We start from the raw sequence: 21,225 nt of genomic DNA, 5'->3' as shown, positions 1-21,225 counted from the left end.
TCGATATGAATTACGGCATCGCATTCACGCCGCTGGTTCCCACGATCGTCCTGTGGCTCGCGCTGGCCGCGATCGTCGTCATCGCGCTGGTGCTGCTGCTGGCGCGTGCGCGCGGCGCTGCCGTGCGTGTGGCCGCGCTGGCGTTGTTCCTGCTGGCGCTCGCCAATCCTTCCTTCACGCGCGAGGACCGCGATCCCCTCACCTCGGTTGCCGCAATCGTCGTCGACAAGAGCCCGAGCCAGAATTTCGGCAATCGCAATCGCGAGGCCGCTCAGGCGCAGGAAGCGCTGGTCGACAGCCTGAAGAAGATCAAGGGGCTCGAGGTCCGCGTCGTCGATGCCGGACAGGCCGACGGCGAGACCGACGGCACCAAGCTGTTCGGGGCGCTGGCCTCGGCCTTGTCGGACGTGCCGGTCGACCGCGTCGCCGGTGCGTTCCTGATCACCGACGGCCGTGTCCACGACGTTCCGGCCAACGCCGCCGGGCTCGGCTTCCAGGCGCCGGTGCACGCGCTGATCACGGGGCAGAAGGACGAGCGCGACCGCCGTATTGCGGTCATCGCCGCGCCGCGCTTCGGCATCGTCGGGCAGCCCCAGACCATCACCTACCGCCTCGACGACCAGGGCGTCAGCGGCGAGCGCGCCAAGGTCACGGTCCGCAGAGACGGCGAGGTCATCAACGAGCGCACGCTTTCGAGCGGCCAGGCCGCAAGCGTCGAGGTCGACATCAAGCATTCCGGGCCGAACATCGTCGAAATCGAGGCCTCGCCTCTCGATCGGGAATTGACGCCGGTGAACAACCGCGCCGTGGTCGCCATCGACGGTGTGCGCGACAAGCTGCGCGTGCTGCTGGTCTCGGGTGAGCCGCATTCCGGCGAGCGCACCTGGCGCAATCTGCTCAAGTCCGACGCCAGCGTCGATCTCGTCCACTTCACCATTCTGCGGCCGCCGGAGAAGCAGGACGGCACGCCGATCAACGAATTGTCGCTGATCGCGTTTCCGACCCGCGAGCTGTTCCAGCAGAAGATCAACGAATTCCAGCTGATCATCTTCGACCGCTATGCCCGCCAGGGCGTGCTGCCGATCGCTTATTTCGACAACATCGCACGCTACGTGCGCTCCGGCGGCGCAGTGCTGGTCTCGGCCGGCCCCGATTACGCGTCCAACACCAGCATCTGGCGCACGCCGCTGGATTCGGTGCTGCCGGCCGAACCCGTCGGGGTGACGGAAAAGCCGTTCTACGCGCATCTGTCCGACGTCGGCAAACGCCATCCCGTCACGCGCGGCCTCGAGGGCTCGGCCTCCGAGCCGCCGCGCTGGAGCCGGTTCTTCCGCACCGTCGAGACCCGCAATGCGGTCAACCCGCCCGTCATGACGGGCGTCGACGGCAAGCCGCTGCTGTTTCTCTCGCGCTTCGGCGAGGGCCGCGTCGCGCTGCTGCTCTCCGACCACATCTGGCTGTGGGCGCGCGGCTATGAAGGCGGCGGCCCGCATCTCGATCTATTGCGGCGGATGTCGCACTGGCTGATGAAGCAGCCTGATCTGGACGAGGAAGCGTTGCGCCTGCAGGTGCAGGGCAAGAATCTCGTGGTGGTGCGCCAGACCATGGCGGACAGCGTCCAGCCGGTGAGCGTGACCTCGCCGTCCGGCGTGTCGCGCGACCTGACGCTTGCAGCCGGCGATCCCGGCGAATGGCGCGCCAGCCTGCCGGCGAGCGAGCTCGGCCTGTGGCAAGCCACCGACGGCACGCTGAAGGCGCTGATCAATGTCGGCCCGACCAATCCGAAGGAGTTTTCGGAAGTCACCTCCACCACCGAGACGTTGAAGCCGCTGACCCAGGCGACCGGCGGTGACGCCGTGCGCGTGGTCGACGGCGCCAGCGTCGAGCTGCCGCGCATCCTGCCGGTCCGCTCGGCGAGCGTCTTCCATGGTGACGGCTGGATGGGCGTGCGGATGCGCGACGCCAGCGTCGTGAAGGGCGTCGGCGTGCTGCCGATCTTTGCCGGCCTGATCGGCCTATTGCTGCTGCTCGGCGCGTTTGCTGCGACGTGGGTCCGTGAAGGGCGCTAGGCGGCTTACGCGCGTCCCTTCGCTTCCCGTTAGTCGGATAAATCCAATCGTCACTTCTTCGCCGGAAGCTCCATAGCGCCTTCGACCCCGAACTCGGTCGAATGTAGCGCGTTGTGAAATCTGGGGGCGGTTCTTCCTCGGCTCTGGGCAGGCGTGTCCCTGTCCAGGCATCGCTCCCCGCGGACAAGAGCAGTTCTCGACGGAGCCTTCGCAGCACCCAAACAGCGCGAGCGTTCGATGAGAAGCGGAGTTACTCGACCATGACAGACACACTTCACCAGCGCACGTTCAGCTCGCCTCGTCAGACAACGCGCTACATCGAGTGCGGGCCGGCCGACGGACCGTTGATGATCTTCGTCCATGGCTGGCCGAGCATCAGTTTGATGTGGCGCGCTCAGATGGACGCGTTTGCCGCCGACGGTTGGCACTGCGTCGCTCCCGATCTGCGCGGCTACGGCGGCTCTTCCACGCCCGCAGCCAACGACGCCTATACCATCGAGGAAATCGTGACAGACATGGCCGAACTCCATGATCACCTCGGCGGCAAGCCTGCGATCTGGGTTGGCCACGACTGGGGCTGTGTTGTGGTTGGTCAGTTGGTCGCGCATCAGCCCAAGCGCAGCCGCGGCGTCGTGCTGACCTCGCTGGCGTATCAACCCGACGGGCACGCCCTGCGCACAGTCGTCCCGCTGGTCGACCGAACGATTTATCCGGTTGACCAATATCCGGACGGCCAATGGGATTACTACCGTTACTACACCACGCACTTCGAGGCGGCAGTCGCCGACCTCGATGCAGATCTGGCCGCATCGCTGGCGTCGATCTTTCGGCCAGGCAACCCCGCCGGCATCGGCAAGGTTTCGCCGAATGCGATGGTCACGCGCAATGGAGGGCGCTTTGGCGCCGCGCACCGCGCCCCGCCGACTGAGCCTGATCCGGCTCTCTGGCCGCCGGCGGACTTCGAGGTGCTGGTGCAGTCGTTCCAGGCTCATGGCTTCCGCCCATCCTGCGCGTGGTACCTGAACGACGACGCCGACATCGCCTATGCGCGCAAGGCACCCAGTGGCGGCCGCCTGTCGCAGCCGGTGCTGTTCGTTAACGGCGACTTTGATCAGATCTGCAGCATCACCGGAAATCGCCAAGGTGACCCGATGCGCTCCGCCTGCCCGGACCTGACCGTAACGAGCATGCCCGCAGGGCATTGGCTGCCGCTGGAGCGCAAGGCAGAACACATCGAGGCTATCCGCACCTGGCTCCAGAGCAAAAAGCTCTGATGCCGCCTCCTCGCGCTGGCACTGAGTCAATCAATCGCCGTTCCCGTAAGCCATTCGATAGGTCCTCAGCCGAGATCTTTCAGTTGCCCGAACGACACATCGAGGAGCCGGCCCACTCGGGTCGGTGCGGCTGCGGTTGACATCCGCTGACCGATCGGGCGATGTTACATTATAACGTCGCGGGATCAGGGGATGATCCCTCGCGATGTGGGGGTGGCGTTTCCAGATGAAGTGGTTCCGGTCGAATATCAGACACGGCGCCCGGCTCGCGATCTTCGCGATGCTGGTGCAGTTCGCGCTGACGTTCGGCCACAGCCATTGGTTCGCCCAGGCCGCTCCCCTCGCCCAGGCCTCGCTTCAGCAGACCGACGACAGCAACGGCGTTGCGTCGATCGACCGTGCCGCGGTCGAGAGGCAATCGCCGTCGGCTCCCGACAGGGAACAGCCGGGCGAGGACAATTGTGCGATCTGCGCATTGGTCGCGATGGCCGGCACCGTCATGTTCGCGGCGCCACCTGTGTTGTTGCTGCCGCAGGCGATCGACCTGCTCTACCGCACCACCGACGCCGAATTCGTCCATTTGAAATCGGCCGGCACGGCATTCCAGCCCCGCGCCCCTCCCGCGTCCTGACTTCCAACAACGCTTGATCACGCTCGGGCTCGCCGCTTTCAGGCGCGTGCCCGGGAGCAGTTGAAGTCGAATTCCGTCGCGCAGCGACGGCAGGCCGCCTCCGATCAGCAGACCAACATGCGGACGGCGCCTGACTGGAATCAGGACCATGTCATTCAAATTGCGGCGCGCGCGGCGCCTTGGCGGAGCAAGCCTGCTCCTGCTCGGCGCTGCCACCTCGGCGCTGGCCGAGGATAAGTCATCGACCGAGATCCCCGCCGTCACCGTGACGGCTCCGAGCCCCATCGTACGCAGGGCGGTGGTGCCGACCCGCAACCCGGGCCGCCCTACGCGAACCGCGCGGGCGCGCAGCCAGGAACGCACGGCGGACGCCACGCCGGCAGCCTCTACGCCCGCCGCATCTCAGCAGGGCGTGCTGCCCATCGTGACCAACCAGTTCGCGACCGTCACGGTGGTACCGAACGAGGAAATTCGCCGCGAGGGCGGCGGCCAGCTCGGCGATCTCCTGTTTTCGAAACCCGGCATCACCGGCTCGAGCTTCGCGCCGGGCGCTTCCAGCCGGCCGATCATCCGGGGGCTCGACGTCAACCGCGTCGGCATCGTCGAGAACGGCACCAATGCCGGCGGCGCCTCCGATCTCGGCGAGGATCACTTCGTCCCGATCGATCCGCTCGCGACCAACCAGGTCGAGGTGGTGCGCGGGCCGGCTGCGCTGCGCTACGGCTCGACCTCGATCGGCGGAGTCGTCAGCGCCACCAACAACCGGATTCCCGACACGCTGCCGAACTGCGCTCCGTCGTTCCAGGCTTACGGCATGCCGGCCAAGGCGCCGCTCGCGAGCGCCGCGACATCGCCTTGCGTCATCGCCGAGACGCGCAGCGCGTTCAGCTCGGTCGACCGTGGCGTTGAAAGCGGCGTGCTGCTCGACACCGGCGGCGGCAATTTTGCGCTCCATGCCGACGTCTACGGCCGCAACACCACCGATTACAGCATCCCGAGCTACCCGTACCTCGCCGACCAGACCCGGCCCGTCGTCAACGGACGCCAGCCCAATTCGGCGACGCGCTCGGACGGCGCCTCGATCGGCGGCTCCTACTTTTTCCAGGGCGGCTATATCGGTGCGGCGATCACGCAGAACGACGCGCTCTACCACATCCCCGGCATCGACGGCGCCGACCACAACACGCGGATCGACGGTCACCAGACCAAGATCAACGTCAAGGGCGAGTACCATCCCGACGCTGCGGCGATCGACATCGTTCGCTTCTGGGCTGGTGCGACCGACTACCGGCACAACGAGATCGGGCTTGCCGATCCTGCCAATCCCAACAGCGACGGCGTGCGGCAGACTTTCACCAACAAGGAGCAGGAGATCCGCACCGAGGTGCAGCTGATGCCGTTCAACGCGCGCTTCGCCGAGGTGACGACGGCGCTGGGCTTCCAGGTCGGCCATCAGGAATTGAGCGCGCCGAGCCCGGACAATCCGGGCACGCTGTTCAACGGCCTGTGGGACCCGAACAACAGCACGCGCGTTGCCGGTTACGCCTTCAACGAGTTCAAGTTCACGGACGCGACGCGGGCGCAGATCGCGGGCCGCATCGAGCATGTCGAGCTGCACGGCACGACACCGGATTTTCCCGCGGACTTCCTGCCCGACGGCACGCCGCAGGCGGCGATCTCGCGCAATCCGTCCTTCACGCCGAAGAGCGGCAGCATCGGCCTGTTGCAGGATCTGCCGGGCGGCTTGGTCGGCAGCATCACCGCGCAATATGTCGAGCGCGCGCCGAAGGCGGCGGAGCTGTTCTCGCGCGGCGCGCATGATGCAACCGCGACCTTCGACATCGGCAACCCCAACCTCGGCATCGAGACCGCGAAGTCCGTCGAAGTCGGCCTGCGCAAGGCGACGGGGCCGTTCCGGTTCGAGGCGACCGTCTACTACACGCACTTCAACAACTTCATCTATCGCCGTCTCACTGGCGTGATGTGCGACGAGGACTTTGCCTCGTGCGGCGCGCCCGGCGCCGAGGTGAACCAGGCGGTCTATTCGCAGCGGGACGCCAACTTCCGCGGCGGCGAATTCCAGTCGCAGCTCGACATCGGCGCATTCCAGGGCGGCATCTGGGGCATCGAGAACCAGTTCGACGTGGTCCGCGCCACCTTCAGCGACGGCACCAACGTGCCGCGCATTCCGCCGGTGCGGCTGGGCGGCGGCGTGTTCTGGCGCGACGACAACTGGCTTGCCCGCATCAACCTGTTGCACGCCTTCGCGCAGAACAACGTCGCCGTGATCGCGGAGACGCCGACGGCGGGCTACAATTTGTTGAAAGCCGAGGTGAGCTACAAGACCAAGCTCAACCCGAATGCATTCGGCGCGCGCGAGATGCTGCTCGGCCTCGTCGGCAACAATCTGTTGAACGAAAACATCCGTAACTCGGTGTCCTACACCAAGGACGAGGTGTTGATGCCCGGCATCGGCGTGCGGGCGTTTGCGAACTTCAAGTTCTGAAAGCGAGATAGCTAGCCGGACTTCATCGCGCTCTGGCTGAGGCGGCCACTTCGGGGGCGGCCTCGGCCACCTCCCGAAACAGCACGGCAAATAGCAGGGTCCACAATGTCAGGAGAGAAATGGGGATCGTGTAGTATGGCGTCGCGATCGGATAGGTGAAGAAGAAGGCGAGGTTGAGCGCCAGATTAGCCAACGTGAGCAGCGCGACACGGCGAATGCCGTTCGCCTGCCGCAACAGCCAGATCGAGCCTGCAATTCCGATGACGATCAGCAAGGTCTGGAGCGGGTCGGCGAGATAGTCCCGGACCACCGCGAACGAAAAATCCAGCGGCCTGACATCGGGGTTGTTGCCGTAGGTCGACGCGAACGGACTGCCGGCGTTGACGGCGTAAGAGACGATGGTCGGGATCACGCCGGCCAGCAACGCGAGGCCGAACACGAGCCCCTGCAAGAACCGGGACAACGTCCGTTCCGCAAGGAACGCGACGAGGAGAAACAGGCCATAGCCGGACGCCAGGAAGAGATTGGCCAACCGGAAATCGACGGTCAGTCCGAGCAGGAAGCCGATCGGCGCCAGCGGCCAGATCCTCGGTTGAGATCGCGGGCCCGCCAGCCATCGCGCCGTGAGACATCCCGCGAGCGCGCACACGACGACGGTCGGGGCCATCGAATAGCTCGCCTTGACCGGATTGACCATCAGGTAGATCGCAAGGCAGCCGAACGTCCCGGCCATCAGGACCGACCGCATGCTGCGCGCGAGAGAAAGCGCAAACAGCGCAAAGCCGAGCACGACAATGGTCGCCAGCATGTACATGGGCACGACCTGGTGACCTGGCGGAAACAGCGCCAACACGAGGCCGACACCCGGCGGATATTGAATGACGACCTTCCCCGTGGCCGGCATCAGATTGTGACAGGGCGCCGCGGTCGTATCGTTCCAGTCCGGGTAGCCGATCTCCTTCAGCTTCGCTTTCTGATAGCCATCGTCGTCGCGGCCGAGGTTGGTGTCGAAGCCCTCCACCAGCCCGAACCTCTGGAACAGATGCGCCTGCCTGAGGTAGCAGATGTCGTCATAGACGCCGCGCGCCTCATTCCATCGCATCATGGTCCAGAAATGGCCGATCAGCACCGCGAGAAACAACACGGCGAAGACGGCTTTGCTGGTGTGGATCTTCTTCATCGGGGATCATGATGCGACGGAGGCGGCGCTGCTTTAGCGGAATGCAAGATAGAGATTGGACGATAGCGGGCCGAGCGACAAACCGGTGTAGCCCACGGCCGCGGACTTAGGGGTGGAGGACTTGGCGGCGAGCCCCAGCAGCCGTTTTCGCGTCATCAGGATCAGGTTCTGCTCGTCGGTCCATTCCGACTTGCCGGCGATCCTGCAGGCGATCCTGAAGGTGCCGTCGAGATAATGCGCCAGCGGGATGGCGGTGTGGTGCTCGACCGGAAAGAACCTGTTGGGCACGGTGATGAACACCCGCCGCGCGACGCGGCAAAGCTCCTCGACCAGGAGCACCTGATTTTCATGGCTACCGGCATGCTCGAGCACGGCATTGGACGTCGCGACATCGAACGCATTGTCGTTGAACGGCAGCCGTGTATTCGGTTCGATCTGCACGTAACGGCAAAGCGGAAAAGCCGCCTTGAACCCGATTCCTTCGCCGAGCCCGCACGCCGTGATCTTGTGCTGATGCGGGTAGCTTCGCTCCAGCACGTTCGCGCCGTCGTTGATCACGTCGGATACGCCGACATCCAGGATCTCGTCCAAGGCAGACGGCTGCATGCGGGCGATGAAATCCTGGTAGATGCGGTCGCGCGCGGCGATCAGCAGCTTTTCCGCCGTGCTCCCGGACGCCACTTCCCGGTAATATTGCTGATCGACCGGCACTGCTCTACCTTCATGTGAGCTTCGAAGCGATGGCGTCAGGTGCGCGTCTTGCTCCAGTCCGGACCGACCGGTCCCGATACGCCTTCGAACGCGCCCTCGACCAGCTCGATGACGAGGAGCCGGCTGTAATCGACCGGGCCCGGCATGGTGACGCGTCCCTTGGGGACCTGCTTGAAGCCGACGCGGCTGTAATAGGGCTCGTCGCCGACCAGCAGCACCAGGCGATGGCCCTGCGCCTTCGCATCCGTCAGTGCGCGCTCGAGCAGCAGCCGGCCGACGCCGCGGCTGCGGAACGGAGGCTCGACCGTCAGGGGCCCGAGCAGCAGTGCCGGCGTGTCGCCGACGCAAATCGGCAATTGCCGTACGGATCCGACCAGCAACGTACCGACGCGGGCGGTGAAGGATAGATCGAGCACATGATCCACATGCTCGCGGATTCGGTACGCGCTGAGCACGAAGCGGCCGGGTCCGAAGGTGCGTTCGTGCAGCCGCTCGATCGCCTGAGCATCGCCGGCGGCTTCCGACCGGATGGTGAGGGAGAGATCGTTCATCGCGTCGGCGGGATATCACCTTGGAGGGCAGCGGTCCATACGATTGCGCCCGGCCCCGGGAGGCAATTTCAGGTCCGCCCGAGCGGCGGTTGGGACAGGTAGGCGAGCATCTTTATTTCCCGCCGCCCGCGCGTCACGGTGTCGAGCACGAGCCCCGACGAAGCCGAAAGCAGCGCCATGATCATCAGACCCATGGAGAGCACGGCGGTGGGCAGGCGCGGGACGAGGCCGGTTTCGAGGAAGGTGATCACGACGGGCAGCCCGAAAGCGATCGACAGCAGCGCGAGCACGATGCCGATCGCCGAAAAGAAGCGCAGCGGCCGCTCCGACCGGTTGAGCTTCAGCATCGTGTTGAAGATGCGCAACCCGTCCTGCCAGGTGTCGAGCTTGGAGAAGGAGCCTTCCGGGCGCGCGTAATAGGGCGTCTCGACCTCGGCGACCGGCAGCGACAATTCCAGCGCATAGACCGCGAACTCGGTCTCGATCTCGAAGCCACCGGACAGGACCGGGAAGGATTTGACGAAGCGGCGCGAGAACACGCGGTAGCCGGACAGGCTGTCCTTGAAGGCGTGGCCGAAGGTCGATGCCAGGAAACCGGTGAACAGCCGGTTGCCGATGCGATGACAGCGCCGGTAGGCCGCTTGCGATTGATCGACACGCAGACCGACAACCATATCCAGATGGTCGTCGAGGAGCTCGTCGATCATGCGCGACGCGCTCGGCGCGTCGTAGGTCGCATCGCCATCGACGAGCACGTAGATGTCGGCCTCGATGTCCGCGAACATGCGGCGCACGACGTGACCTTTGCCCTGGCGCCGTTCGCTGCGCACGATCGCTCCCGCCTCGCGCGCGACCGCCGCGGTGCGATCGGTCGAATTGTTGTCGTACACGTAGACCTCGGCCGCAGGCAGGGCCTTGCGGAAATCAGCGACGACCGTCGCGACGGCGGCTTCCTCATTGTAGCAGGGCACCAGCACGGCGACCCGAAATGGCCATGACCTCGTCGATTCAGACAATCTTCATCCCTCGTCCATGCGCCGACACCGCAGGTGCGGCGATTTACTAGCACAGGCAGCCATCATCGCCACGTCGCAATCCGCGGCCTGTCGTGCAGGACTTCCGCGATCCGCAACCGCGTGCCGGGCGTGGTCCCCTCGGGCAGCGCGGTGACCGCGAAGAACCCGCACTCGGCGATCTCGTGGTTGGGCGCGGGCAGGCGATCCTGCTTGAACTGCCTGACGACGTAGACCGCGACGTGGTCGCGGCGCGAGACGTGGCTGTTGAGGAAGATGCCGTGCAGCACGGCATCGCCAGTGAGATCGATATCGCCCTCCTCCTTGAGCTCGCGGCGCATCGCCTGCTCCATGGTCTCGCCGAGATCGACGCCGCCGCCGGGCAGATACCAGCCCGTGACGTAGCTGTGCCTGACCAGGAACACCCTGGTGTCGGCATCCAGCACCACGGCGCGGACGCCGAGCGTCATGCCGCGGACCAGCAGGAAATAGGCGTGGAAGATTCGCCGCAGCAGCGGCTCGAATCTGCGTCGGACGCTGTTCAGACGTTCCGCCATCGGGCCCCCTTGATCCCCGCTTGCACCTGGCCTGCGACCTTGCCATTACAGCGGGCGAATAGCGAGGCAATCGCCCCAATGGCCCCCTTCACGCTCGCCCATCTGTCGGACCCGCATCTGCCGCCGCTGCCGAAGCCGCGGCTGATCGAGCTCGCCGGCAAGCGCGCGCTCGGCTACGTCAACTGGACACGCAACCGTCACAAGTACCAGCGCCGCGAGGTGCTCGACGCACTCGTCGCCGACGTGAAGGCGCAAAGTCCCGACCACATCGCGGTCACAGGCGATCTCGTCAATCTGGCGCTGGAGGCGGAATTCGCGCCGGCGCGCGCCTGGCTCGACGGCCTCGGTCCGCCCGACCGCGTCACCACGATTCCCGGCAATCACGACGCTTATGTCCGCGCCACTCTTCATCGCTTCGGCGAAACGTTCGCGCCCTATCTTGCGGGTGACGATGGCCGTATCGGCTTTCCGAGCCTGCGCCGGCGCGGGCCGCTCGCGCTGATCAGCCTGTCCACGGCGGTGCCCACCTTGCCGTTGATGGCGACAGGCGCGCTCGGACGCGATCAGCTCGCGTCGCTCGAAGAGATGCTCGAGCGGTTCGCAGCCGAGGACGTCTTTCGCGTGCTGCTGGTGCATCATCCACTGAAGTCCGGCGCGCGCCACAAGCGGATGATCGACTCGGCCGAGCTGCTGACGCTCTTGAAACGCCACGGCGTCGAGCTGATCCTGCACGGGCACGACCACATTCATTCGACGATGTGGTTCGAAGGCCCCAACGGCAACATTCCCGCAATCGGCGTGCCATCGGCCTCCGCGCTCGCGCACGGGCGCACCCCGGCTGCGGCCTACAATCTGTTCACGATCGAGAAGGACAACACCGGCTGGCGTTGCGAGCAGACGGTGCGGAGCCTGGGAGCTGGATTTCAGATCGGGCAGATCAAGCATGTGAAGTTGATTTAGACCGCTGTCATTCCGGGGCATGCGAAGCATGAACCCGGAATCCATCGGGCCGCAATACGTGCTGATTAATGGATTCCGGGCTCGCGCTTCGCGCGCCCCGGAATGACGGCGGAGGGTGAGTCACCAGCTCCGCAGGGCCGCGAGTACGGCAAGCCCGAACAGCGCGGCGGCGCCGAGCACAAATCCGAACACGAATGGCCAGACGCGCGAGCGGCGCCGCGGCTGCGCTACCTCGGGCTTCGGCTCGGGCGGGACCACCATCGCATGCTCGCGCTCGATCATGCGGCGCGCGACGTAATCGGTCACGGCCTCGACGATGACAGCGGTGTCGTGCGATTCGGCGAGCACGATGCGGCCGAAGCGGGTGTCCTGCACGAAGCGGTACATCCGCTTGTCGCGCCCCATCACGATGTGCGCGACGACGTCGATCCAGAGCCTGGGCGTATCGCCCTGGCTGATACCGCGGTCGAACAGGTCGATCTTGTCAGGCACCTGCGCGAACAGGGGATCGAGCGAATCGTTGAGGATCTCGAGCCGTGCCACCTCGGCATCGCGCAAATCGACGACGACGCCGGTCCGGTCGGCAGCCTCGATCCGCGCCCGCAACAGTGCATCGCGCAGCCGCACCGGGCGCGGCTGGCTGGGATGGATCCCGCTGGTCTCGGGCTCTGACATTGGCGGCCTCGTCCTCACTTGGCCGGATTAACCTATCAGCAACCAATGTGTCCGCAAAGGCCCTACAATTCCAGTTACTTACGGAGCCCACAGGCTATTCACCTGTGCCAAAAACAGACGGTCCCACCCGGCTTGCGCCGGATGGGACCCTCCGTCCTTGGACGTCTTCTTATTCAGATTGGCATGTTAGTTCAGATTCTCACGCCGAGACCCGCGACGGCTCTTCCACGATCGAGAAGCGGACGCCCGCCTTGTGGCGGTTCTCTTCCGAGACCGAGCGCCAGGCGTCCTCGGCCTCCTTGCGGGTCTTGAACGGACCCTGCACCTGGGCCGAGCCTTCCACCAGCTTGTGGAAGTTCATCGAGCCGAACTCGCCGCCGATCACCCAGAAATTGCTGTTGGTCATTGTCAGTCTCCTGTCGATTAGCGTGATGCGTTAGCCGAACTGGTTCATCGTGTTGTGGGCGCCGCCCGCCTTCAGGGCAGCCTCGCCGGCGAAGTATTCCTTGTGGTCGTCGCCGATGTCGGAGCCGGCCATGTTCTGATGCTTGGCGCAGGCGATACCCTGACGGATCTCGGCGCGCTGGACGTTCTTGACATAGCCGAGCATGCCCTGGTCGCCGAAATATTCCTTCGCCAGATTGTCGGTCGAGAGCGCCGCCGTGTGGTAGGTCGGCAACGTGATCAGGTGGTGGAAGATGCCGGCACGCTTAGCCGAATCCGCCTGGAAGGTGCGGATGCGCTCGTCGGCTTCCTTTGCCAGCGGCGTATCGTCGTATTCCACCTTCATCAGCTCGGCACGATTGTACTTGCTGACGTCTTGGCCGGCTTCCTTCATCGCATCGTAGACCTGCCAACGGAAGTTGAGGGTCCAGTTGAACGAGGGCGAGTTGTTGTAGGCCAGCTTCGCGTTCGGAACCACCTTGCGGATCCGGTCGACCATCTTGGCGATCTGCTCGATATGCGGCTTCTCGGTCTCGATCCAGAGCAGGTCGGCGCCGTTCTGCAGCGAGGTGATGCAGTCCAGCACGCAGCGGTCTTCGCCGGTGCCCGGGCGGAACTGATAGAGATTGGAGGGCAGCCGCTTCGGACGCATCATCTTGCCGTTGCGGTTGATGATGACGTCGCCATTGCGGGCGTTCTCCGCCGTCACTTCCTCGCAATCCAGGAAGCTGTTGTACTGGTCGCCGAGGTCACCGGGCTTGTGGCTGACCGCAATCTGCTGGGTCAGGCCGGCACCGAGCGAGTCGGTACGGGTCACGACGATGCCGTCTTCGACGCCGAGTTCGAGGAACGCGTGGCGGCAGGCCCGGATCTTGGCGAGGAACACCTCGTGCGGCACCGTGACCTTGCCGTCCTGGTGGCCGCACTGCTTCTCGTCCGAGACCTGGTTCTCGATCTGGAGCGCGCAGGCACCCGCCTCGATCATCTTCTTGGCGAGCAGATAGGTCGCCTCCGCATTGCCGAAGCCGGCGTCGATGTCGGCGATGACGGGCACGACATGGGTCTGGAAGTTGTCGATCTTCTCGATCAACTCCTTCTCTCTGACCTTGTCGCCTTCCTTGCGGGCCTTATCGAGGTTGCGGAAGATATCGTTCAGCTCGCGTGAGTCGGCCTGACGCAGGAAGGTGTAGAGTTCTTCGATCAGCGCCGGCACCGAGGTCTTCTCGTGCATCGACTGGTCGGGCAGCGGGCCGAACTCGGAGCGCAGCGCCGCGATCATCCAGCCGGACAGGTACAAATAGGTGCGATCGGTCTTGCCGAAGTGCTTCTTGACCGAGATCAGCTTCTGCTGGGCGATGAAGCCGTGCCAGCAGCCCAGCGACTGCGTGTACTTGGTGGGATCGCCGTCATAGGCGGCCATGTCGGCTCGCATCAGCGCCGCGGTGTAGCGGGCGATATCCAGGCCGGTCTTGAAGCGATTCTGCAGGCGCATGCGGGCGACGGCCTCGGCCGACACCCCGTTCCAGGTCGGCTGGGTCTCCAGGAGCGACCGGGCCGCCTCGACCTCGCTCTGATACGAGGCGGGGGCCTGGAGGGTGCTGATGCCGCGGGGCTGGTAATTCATGTGCCTGATCCTTTCGCTGACGATGGCCACCAGCCATCGACATTCTTGACAATGCATTTGCGAGATGCGTGTCAGAAGCTAAACGCGAGAAAGCTCAGCTCGTATAGTGGGCTTGTATTTGAATGGTGATGTCATGTAACATCGGTACTTGTAATAAATGTCACTTTGTAAATCTTGTAAATAAAATTGGTCAGCAAGCCTGCCCTTGATGCCTCCGGAGACCTGAGAATGCCCGCCGGTTCCAGCAAGAAGCTCTTCGTCGGCCCGCGCTTCCGGCGGATCCGGCAGCAATTGGGGCTGTCGCAGACCCAGATCGCCGAGGGGCTCGGGATCTCGCCGAGCTATGTCAATCTGATCGAGCGTAATCAGCGTCCGGTGACCGCCCAGATCCTGCTGCGGCTGGCCGAAACCTACGACCTCGACCTGCGCGACCTCGCGACCGCCGACGAGGACCGCTTCTTCGCCGAACTCAACGAGATTTTCTCCGACCCGCTGTTCCGCCAGATCGACGTTCCCAAGCAGGAACTGCGCGACCTCGCCGAGCTCTGCCCGGGCGTCACCCATGCGCTGCAACGGCTCTATGCCGCCTATACCGAGGCCCGCCAGGGCGAGACGCTGGCCGCGGCACAAATGGCCGACCGCGACGTCGGCACCCGCTATGAGGCCAATCCGGTCGAGCGCGTCCGCGAGCTGATCGAGGCCAACCGCAACTACTTTCCGGAACTCGAGCAGGCCGCGGAGACTTTGCGCGACGAGCTGAACGTGCCGGCCGAAGAGCTTTATGCGGCGCTCGCGGCGCGGCTGCGCGAAAAGCATTCGATCCAGACCCGCATCATGCCGGTGGACGTGATGCGCGAGACGCTGAGGCGCTTCGACCGCCACCGCCGACAGCTCCTGATCTCCGAACTGGTCGACCCGCCCGGCCGCGCGTTCCAGCTCGCCTTTCAGCTTGGCCTGGTTGAATGCGCGCAGCATCTGGAGACCATCATCGGCCGCGCCGGCCCGCTCGACGACACACCGCGCCGCCTGTTCCGGATCACGCTCGGCAACTACTTTGCGGCCGCCGTGATGATGCCCTACCCGGCTTTCCTGGCTGCCGCCGAAGCATTGAACTACGACATCCATCTGCTGGCACAGCGCTTCAATTCCGGCTTCGAGCAGGTCTGCCATCGGCTCACCACCCTGCAGCGGCCGAACGCGCGCGGCATCCCGTTCTTCCTGCTTCGTGTCGACAATGCCGGCAACGTCTCGAAGCGATTTTCATCGGGCACGTTCCCGTTCTCGAAATTCGGCGGCACTTGTCCGTTGTGGAACGTGCACTCGACCTTCGACACGCCTGACCGCCTGCTGAAGCAGGTGATCGAGCTGCCCGACGGCACGCGCTATTTCTCGATCGCACAAATGGTGCGCCGCCCCGTCGCGCCGCACCCGCTGCCGCAGCCGCGCTTCGCCATCGGCCTCGGCTGCGAAATCCGTCACGCCGCGCGCCTCGTCTACGCTGCCGGCATCGATCTGGAGAAAACGGAGGGCACGCCGATCGGCGTCAACTGCCGCCTCTGCGAGCGCGAAAACTGCGCCCAGCGCGCCGAGCCGCCGATCACGCGCACGCTGATCCTGGACGAAACGACGCGGCGGGTGTCGAGTTTTGCGTTCTCGAATGCGCGGGAGTTGTGAAGGGGCACATCTACCTCCTCGTCATTGCGAGCGAAGCAAAGCAATCCAGACTGTCTCCGCAGTGACAGCCTGGATTGCTTCGTCGCTTCGCTCCTCGCAATGACGAAGGACTTACGCCAGCGTATGCACGATCACCGGACCCGCGGCGGCGCGGGCGTCGCCGGCAAGCAGCGAGCCCAGATCCTTCTCGATCCAGGCGATCGCACGCCTGTTCGCCTCCTCCGCCTGCTCGAACTTGTCGAAGATCGATATCGCCGTGACCGTGTCGTCGCCGGCATAGACGACGTAATAGGCGCGGAAGCCGTCGACGTCGCTGATGATCGGAACAGCGCCTTCCTTGATACGGCGCGCCAGCTCTTCGGCGCTCCCGCTTTTCGCCTTGGCCTGACGGATGGCGGCATACATGGCATCCTCCCTTCCGGCTATCTGGTGTGGGGCTTGGTGCCCGGATCGCATGCTACGCCGAAGCGCGCGGGCAATCCACGCTTGGTTAATCCGGCACTAATTCCCTTCCGCGATCTGCAACCATCGATTAAGCACGCCTCAACATCGCTGCCTTAGTCTCGCCCCACTCACTTTTCGCAAACAACGGCGGCTTGTTCTGCCGCGTGAAGTGACATCAGGGGGTTCATCATGCGCATTGCGTTGCTGCTGACCGCGACCATTGTCGGCGCGCTCTTTGCCGATCCGTCCCATGCCGGACCGCTGGATGCGTCCGCCGGCGCAGCGCAGGCGCTACCGCCGGGCTTCCAGAGCTACCGCGGCTACATGTTCGACCTGTCGGAGAATTCGGACCGCAAGGATGTCGACAAGCTCACCGACAATGTGAAGAGCCAGATCGATGTGGTCGAGGCCGCCGGCCTCTCGCCGCGCGTGCTGCGCTTCTTCCGCACCGTCCCGATCATCGCCAGCGAGCTCGCCTGCCTCGACGAAGGCGCCGCGACTGCCTGCTACGGCCGGGTCACGCCTGACATCCAGCGCACCGCTCCCCGCACACTGACGGTCTGGGACCCCAACAAGCAGCGCTGGAGCAATCCGAACGCCGTCGACCTCGCGGTCGATTCCGGCCTTGGCGTGATCATGCTGCGGCCGGACATGATGCGTTACGAAAAGGAAGCCGTGCTGCTGCACGAGCTGCTGCACGCCTACCACGCGCGGCTGTTGCCGGACGGCTACGCCAACAAGGGCGTGATCGGCTATTACGCCTACGCCAAGTCCAAGGATCTCCTGCCCAAGGAATCCTACGCGCTGAAGAATCACATGGAGTTCTTCGCGGTAACCGCCAGCATCTTCCTGGCCGGGAAGAGCGAATTCCACGACCCGAAGTCGCGCGAGGCGCTCAAGGAGAAGTTGCCGGACTATTATAAATATCTGGTCGGCGTGTTCGGCTTCGACCCCGATCCGGCAGCACCAAGTGGGCCGGTCGCTTCGCTGAAGTAAGGCAGAGAGCGCCAAACCCAGCCAGAGAGCCGCGCGCGCAGCGCGGCTTTTTTGTTTTGGTCAACAGAAGCTGCGGATGACGCGTGGCCGGGAATTGCCAAGGTGGGGCCCGATCTGCATAGTCCCGCCCGCATCGATACCGTTTTCGAAGAGGATAGAACAACATGGCGGAAGCCGACCTGGATGTCGTGATCCGGCAACTGGCCAGACAGCTGCATACGGGCCTGATGACCCGCGCCAAGGAGCGGCGGGACCGATTCAACGGCCTTGCGGCCAAGGCCAAGGGCAAGGAGACCGGCGACCGCTTCAAGATGATGGCCAAGGCCACCATGGAGCAGGCCATTGCCGCCGCCAAGCGCCTGCAGATGTCCGCCGACAACGTCGCCGACAGCTACGCACGGTCGATGCGGATCGCCGCCAGCACGCCTGTCGCCGTGAAGGTGGAGAAGAAGGCGCCCAAGGAAAAGCCGGCCAAGAAAGCGAAGAAGGCCAAAGCCAAGAAGGCGAAGTAGACGCTCACTTTCCTGGAGCGACGAGCCGGGTCGGCTCGGCGCTCGCCAGTTCGGCGAGCTTTGCGCGTGCCGCGTCGCGGGTGCGGACGTCCTTGCCGGCGGGCAGCGCCAGCGCGGCCTCGAAATCGGCGCGCGCCTCATTCGCCTGGCCCCGGGCGAGGAAGGCGAGGCCGCGGTCGAGCCGAGGCTGCGCATCCGAGGGGTCGAGGCGGACCGCGGTGTTGTAGCTCAGGATCGCGCGATCGAGATCGCCGGCGGCCGCGAGCGCGAGACCGCGCTGGTGATAGGGCGCGGCATGCCTGGGGTCATGCGCGATCGCCTCGTCGTAATCCTCGATGGCAAGTTCGAGGTCGCCGTTCTGCCGGCGCGCCAGCGCCCGATCGCGATAGAGCGAGGCGCGGTTGGGGTTGAGATGGATAGCCTCGTCGAAATCCGCGATCGCCCGCCGCCAGTCGCCGTGGCGCAACGCGATCCGTCCACGCCCCTCATAGGCGAAAGCGATCAGCGAGCCGCGCAGCGGCGAGAAGCCGATCACCGCCGAGCAGATGTCGGGCTCGTCCTCGTCCCCGCAATTGACGACGGTGTGCGTGGACAGGCCAATCAGCATGCCCAGGGCAATCAACAATGGTACTGCAGCTTTGGTCATCTTCGAGGGTGGCAGGCAGAGGGCCGGCCACGCATCCCCTTTCGCAGGAACTGTCACGGCAGGGTGTTAACACCGGCCGGGACCGCCCTGTGTGCGACAGGTCACAAAGCGAGCAAATTCGCGCTGCTTCCGCGTCAGCCCCAAGGGCCGCGTGAAGAAGAGCGGCCCCATGGGCTCCGCGGCGGATAGTTCTCATTGGCGCCGACCGACGGCGAGGCCTGCGCACCGAGCTCGGCTGCGAGCTGCTGAAGTGCCGCGATGCGATTCTGCGTCGAAGGATGGGTGGCGAACAGATTGTCGACGCCGTGGCCCGACAGCGGATTGATGATGAACATGTGCGCGGTGGCGGGATTTCGCTCCGCCTCGACATTCGGGACCTGATGCGCAGCGCCTTCGATCTTCACCAGCGCCGATGCCAGCCACATCGGCTGACCCGCGATGCGTGCGCCGAGATTGTCCGCGGCGTATTCGCGCGTACGACTGATCGCCATCTGCACCAGCATGGCGCCGATCGGGGCGAGGATCATCATCAGGATCGAGCCGACGATACCCGGACCATTGTTGTCGCGGTTGCCTCCGAAGAACATGCCGAACTGCGCCAGCATCGAGATCGCGCCTGCAATGGTCGCGGTCACAGTCATCAGCAGCGTGTCGTGGTGCTTGATATGAGCGAGCTCGTGCGCGATCACGCCGGCGAGCTCCTCGCGGCTGAGCTGGCGCATCAACCCGGTGGTGACCGCAACCGCGGCATTCTCGGGATTGCGCCCGGTGGCAAACGCGTTGGGCTGCGGCTCGTCCATCAGGAACACGCGCGGCATCGGCAAGCCGGCCCGGCCCGCCAGCTCGGCGACGAGCCCGACCAGCTCCGGTGCGCTGCTGCGGTCGACCTCATGGGCGCCATACATGGACAGCACCATGCGGTCGGAGTTCCAGTAGGTGAAGAGATTGGTCGCCGCGGCAATGACGAGCGCAATCATGGCGCCGCCGGCACCGCCGATCAGATAGCCGATGCCCATGAACAGGGCGGTGAGGCCTGCAAGCAGCATTGCGGTACGAAGATAGTTCATGGCCGTCTCCCGAGGCCGGCCGTGGCCGCTGGAGGCGTTGCAGGCCGGCAAGCATGAGGTAGGGATGCCCCCCGTCCGCGTGCAAGGTTTCAAGGTGCGTCGCGGAGCCGCGGCTATTGACCAACATTGCTTTTCCGTCATGCCCGGGCTTGTCCCGGGCATCCACGTTCTCCCTCCGGCGCAAGGCCGAAAGCGTGAATGGCCGGGACAAGCCCGGCCATGACGAAAGGATGGTTTGAGTCGCTCAATTCCCTTAAGCTTTGGCAAGATTCCCCACGCGCCCTCCCCCCGGAAACCTCATGCTCCAGACCCGATTTGCGATCGCGGCGGTCACTCTTGTCGCGCTGTCTGCAACCGCCTCCGCCCAGTTCGCGCCAGCGCCCGCAAAACCAGCAGCCCCCAGGGCGACCGCGCCGTCGCCGCGCGCGGCGGCGTGCCATAACGGCGCGAACTTCGATCGGTTTCTGGCCGACGTGAAACAACAGGCCGTTGCCGCCGGCGTGTCGCAGCGGACGATCGCGGCGGCCGCACCTTACCTCGTCTACGACCAGGGCATCGTCAATCGCGATCGCGGCCAGCGCGTGTTCGGCCAGCTCTTCACCGAATTTGCCGGCCGCATGGCCGCGCCCTATCGCATGCAGAACGGCCAGCAGCACATCAAGCAACATGCGGCCGCATTCGCGCGCGCGGAAAAGGAATACGGCGTGCCGCCGGCGGTGATCGCAGCGTTCTGGGGACTGGAGAGCGATTTCGGCGTCAACATGGGCAATCTGCCGACGCTGAAATCGCTGGTGTCGCTGGCCTATGATTGCCGCCGCTCGGAGATGTTCGTGAACGAGACCATTGCCGCGCTGAAGATCATCGACCGCGGCGATTTGCATCCTGACGAGATGGTCGGCTCCTGGGCCGGCGAGCTCGGACAGACCCAGTTCCTGCCCGTGCATTACGTCAACTATGCCGTCGACTATGACGGCGACGGACGACGCGATCTCCTCCGCAGCGAGGACGACGTGATCGGCTCGACCGCGAACTACATCGCCAACGGATTGAAGTGGCGGCGCGGCGAGCCGTGGCTGGAAGAGATCAAGGTGCCGCAAAACCTGCCGTGGGATCAGACCGACCTCACGGTGCAGCTGCCGCGCTCGAAATGGGCGCAGCTCGGCGTGACCTATCCCGACGGCAGGCCGCTGCCGAACGACAATCTTGCGGCCTCCGTGCTGCTGCCGATGGGGCGCTTCGGGCCAGCCTTCATGGCGTACCCGAATTTCGCGGCCTACACCGAGTGGAATAACTCGCTGATCTATTCGACCACCGCAGGCTATCTCGCCACCCGCATCGCGGGCGCGGCTCCGATGCGAAAGCCGTCCACACCGGTCGCGCAGCTGCCGTTCAACGAGCTCAAGCAATTGCAGCAGCTTCTGGTCCAGGCCGGCTTCAATGTCGGCAAGGTCGACGGCGTGCTGGGCCAGCAGAGCCGCGCCGCGGTGAAGGCTATGCAGGTCAAATACGGTCTGCCCGCGGATTCCTGGCCGACCGCCGAGCTTTTGGCCCGAATGCGCGGTGGCACGGCACAGGCGCAGCCGGCGGGGACGATCCGCTAAGCACTAGAATCGCTGGATGCCCCGCGAAAGCGGGGCATCCAGTACGCCGCGGCCTCTCGATTCAATGACAGCGGCCGCGGGGTACAGGAT

General features: G+C 64.9%; 20 protein-coding genes. 9 read left to right on the top strand and 11 right to left on the bottom strand.

Annotation, left to right across the window (positions count from 1 at the left end; translation table 11 throughout):
* Positions 1–5 precede the first annotated feature (5 nt).
* From AC0L3A_RS32620 to AC0L3A_RS32605, 4 genes are all read left to right on the top strand, one after another.
* Complete coding sequence (locus AC0L3A_RS32620; protein ID WP_007595086.1) at positions 6–2,069, top strand: membrane protein; 2,064 nt, start codon at positions 6–8, stop codon at positions 2,067–2,069.
* A gap of 260 nt (positions 2,070–2,329) precedes the next feature.
* A complete protein-coding gene (locus AC0L3A_RS32615) occupies positions 2,330–3,343 on the top strand; it encodes an alpha/beta fold hydrolase (RefSeq protein ID WP_007595087.1) in 1,014 nt (337 codons plus the stop codon).
* Between the two features lie 226 nt (positions 3,344–3,569).
* Complete coding sequence (locus AC0L3A_RS32610; protein ID WP_035993287.1) at positions 3,570–3,974, top strand: DUF2946 domain-containing protein; 405 nt, start codon at positions 3,570–3,572, stop codon at positions 3,972–3,974.
* A gap of 148 nt (positions 3,975–4,122) precedes the next feature.
* On the top strand, positions 4,123–6,480 hold the full coding sequence (locus tag AC0L3A_RS32605; protein ID WP_007595096.1) for a TonB-dependent receptor: 2,358 nt from the start codon (positions 4,123–4,125) through the stop codon (positions 6,478–6,480).
* A 22-nt stretch (positions 6,481–6,502) separates the two neighbouring features.
* Here the strand turns inward: AC0L3A_RS32605 and AC0L3A_RS32600 are convergent, their stop codons facing one another.
* The 5 genes from AC0L3A_RS32600 to AC0L3A_RS32580 form a co-directional block, all read right to left on the bottom strand.
* The gene (locus AC0L3A_RS32600) at positions 6,503–7,660 is read right to left on the bottom strand and encodes a hypothetical protein (protein ID WP_007595098.1); all 1,158 of its coding nucleotides are present in this window, start codon (positions 7,658–7,660) and stop codon (positions 6,503–6,505) included.
* 33 nt (positions 7,661–7,693) lie between these two features.
* On the bottom strand, positions 7,694–8,371 hold the full coding sequence (locus AC0L3A_RS32595; RefSeq protein WP_007595101.1) for a methyltransferase domain-containing protein: 678 nt from the start codon (positions 8,369–8,371) through the stop codon (positions 7,694–7,696).
* Between the two features lie 35 nt (positions 8,372–8,406).
* A complete protein-coding gene (locus AC0L3A_RS32590; protein ID WP_007595102.1) occupies positions 8,407–8,922 on the bottom strand; it encodes a GNAT family N-acetyltransferase in 516 nt (171 codons plus the stop codon).
* 68 nt (positions 8,923–8,990) lie between these two features.
* Positions 8,991–9,938, bottom strand: coding sequence for a glycosyltransferase family 2 protein (locus AC0L3A_RS32585; RefSeq protein WP_473255891.1), 948 nt, complete (start codon positions 9,936–9,938; stop codon positions 8,991–8,993).
* Between the two features lie 62 nt (positions 9,939–10,000).
* Positions 10,001–10,492 (bottom strand): NUDIX domain-containing protein, encoded by a 492-nt coding sequence (locus tag AC0L3A_RS32580; protein ID WP_007595115.1) that lies wholly within the window; start codon positions 10,490–10,492, stop codon positions 10,001–10,003.
* A 78-nt stretch (positions 10,493–10,570) separates the two neighbouring features.
* Between AC0L3A_RS32580 and AC0L3A_RS32575 the strand changes: the two genes are divergently transcribed.
* Positions 10,571–11,452, top strand: coding sequence for a metallophosphoesterase family protein (locus AC0L3A_RS32575; RefSeq protein ID WP_007595117.1), 882 nt, complete (start codon positions 10,571–10,573; stop codon positions 11,450–11,452).
* Between the two features lie 120 nt (positions 11,453–11,572).
* Here the strand turns inward: AC0L3A_RS32575 and AC0L3A_RS32570 are convergent, their stop codons facing one another.
* The 3 genes from AC0L3A_RS32570 to AC0L3A_RS32560 all read right to left on the bottom strand — a co-directional run bounded on the left by AC0L3A_RS32570 (position 11,573) and on the right by AC0L3A_RS32560 (position 14,195).
* Positions 11,573–12,127 (bottom strand): hypothetical protein, encoded by a 555-nt coding sequence (locus AC0L3A_RS32570; protein WP_007595119.1) that lies wholly within the window; start codon positions 12,125–12,127, stop codon positions 11,573–11,575.
* 199 nt (positions 12,128–12,326) lie between these two features.
* Complete coding sequence (locus tag AC0L3A_RS32565; RefSeq protein ID WP_007595122.1) at positions 12,327–12,533, bottom strand: DUF4170 domain-containing protein; 207 nt, start codon at positions 12,531–12,533, stop codon at positions 12,327–12,329.
* A 30-nt stretch (positions 12,534–12,563) separates the two neighbouring features.
* Complete coding sequence (locus AC0L3A_RS32560) at positions 12,564–14,195, bottom strand: isocitrate lyase (protein ID WP_007595126.1); 1,632 nt, start codon at positions 14,193–14,195, stop codon at positions 12,564–12,566.
* A gap of 228 nt (positions 14,196–14,423) precedes the next feature.
* On the opposite strand from AC0L3A_RS32560, the gene AC0L3A_RS32555 reads away from it, so the two are divergent.
* Positions 14,424–15,869, top strand: a complete 1,446-nt coding sequence (locus AC0L3A_RS32555) for a helix-turn-helix domain-containing protein (RefSeq protein WP_007595129.1) — start codon at positions 14,424–14,426, stop codon at positions 15,867–15,869.
* 111 nt (positions 15,870–15,980) lie between these two features.
* Here AC0L3A_RS32555 and AC0L3A_RS32550 read toward each other — a convergent pair whose 3' ends face one another.
* A complete protein-coding gene (locus AC0L3A_RS32550) occupies positions 15,981–16,274 on the bottom strand; it encodes an antibiotic biosynthesis monooxygenase (protein ID WP_007595131.1) in 294 nt (97 codons plus the stop codon).
* Between the two features lie 228 nt (positions 16,275–16,502).
* On the opposite strand from AC0L3A_RS32550, the gene AC0L3A_RS32545 reads away from it, so the two are divergent.
* Both AC0L3A_RS32545 and AC0L3A_RS32540 read left to right on the top strand, forming a co-directional pair.
* The gene (locus AC0L3A_RS32545; protein WP_007595133.1) at positions 16,503–17,309 is read left to right on the top strand and encodes a hypothetical protein; all 807 of its coding nucleotides are present in this window, start codon (positions 16,503–16,505) and stop codon (positions 17,307–17,309) included.
* A 164-nt stretch (positions 17,310–17,473) separates the two neighbouring features.
* Entirely contained in the window at positions 17,474–17,821 is a 348-nt protein-coding gene (locus AC0L3A_RS32540; RefSeq protein WP_007595135.1) for a hypothetical protein, read from the top strand.
* A gap of 4 nt (positions 17,822–17,825) precedes the next feature.
* On the opposite strand, the gene AC0L3A_RS32535 is transcribed toward AC0L3A_RS32540, so the two are convergent.
* Positions 17,826–18,467, bottom strand: a complete 642-nt coding sequence (locus AC0L3A_RS32535) for a tetratricopeptide repeat protein (protein WP_007595137.1) — start codon at positions 18,465–18,467, stop codon at positions 17,826–17,828.
* A 134-nt stretch (positions 18,468–18,601) separates the two neighbouring features.
* Positions 18,602–19,534, bottom strand: coding sequence for a zinc metalloprotease HtpX (gene htpX, locus AC0L3A_RS32530; protein ID WP_007595138.1), 933 nt, complete (start codon positions 19,532–19,534; stop codon positions 18,602–18,604).
* A gap of 299 nt (positions 19,535–19,833) precedes the next feature.
* Here htpX and AC0L3A_RS32525 point away from each other — a divergent pair, with 299 nt between their 5' ends.
* Positions 19,834–21,135 (top strand): lytic murein transglycosylase, encoded by a 1,302-nt coding sequence (locus AC0L3A_RS32525; RefSeq protein ID WP_007595140.1) that lies wholly within the window; start codon positions 19,834–19,836, stop codon positions 21,133–21,135.
* Positions 21,136–21,225: the final 90 nt, after the last annotated feature.

It is taken from the genome of Bradyrhizobium sp. MI1.3 (assembly GCF_055811695.1).
This window is presented reverse-complemented; position numbering and strand designations above follow the sequence as displayed.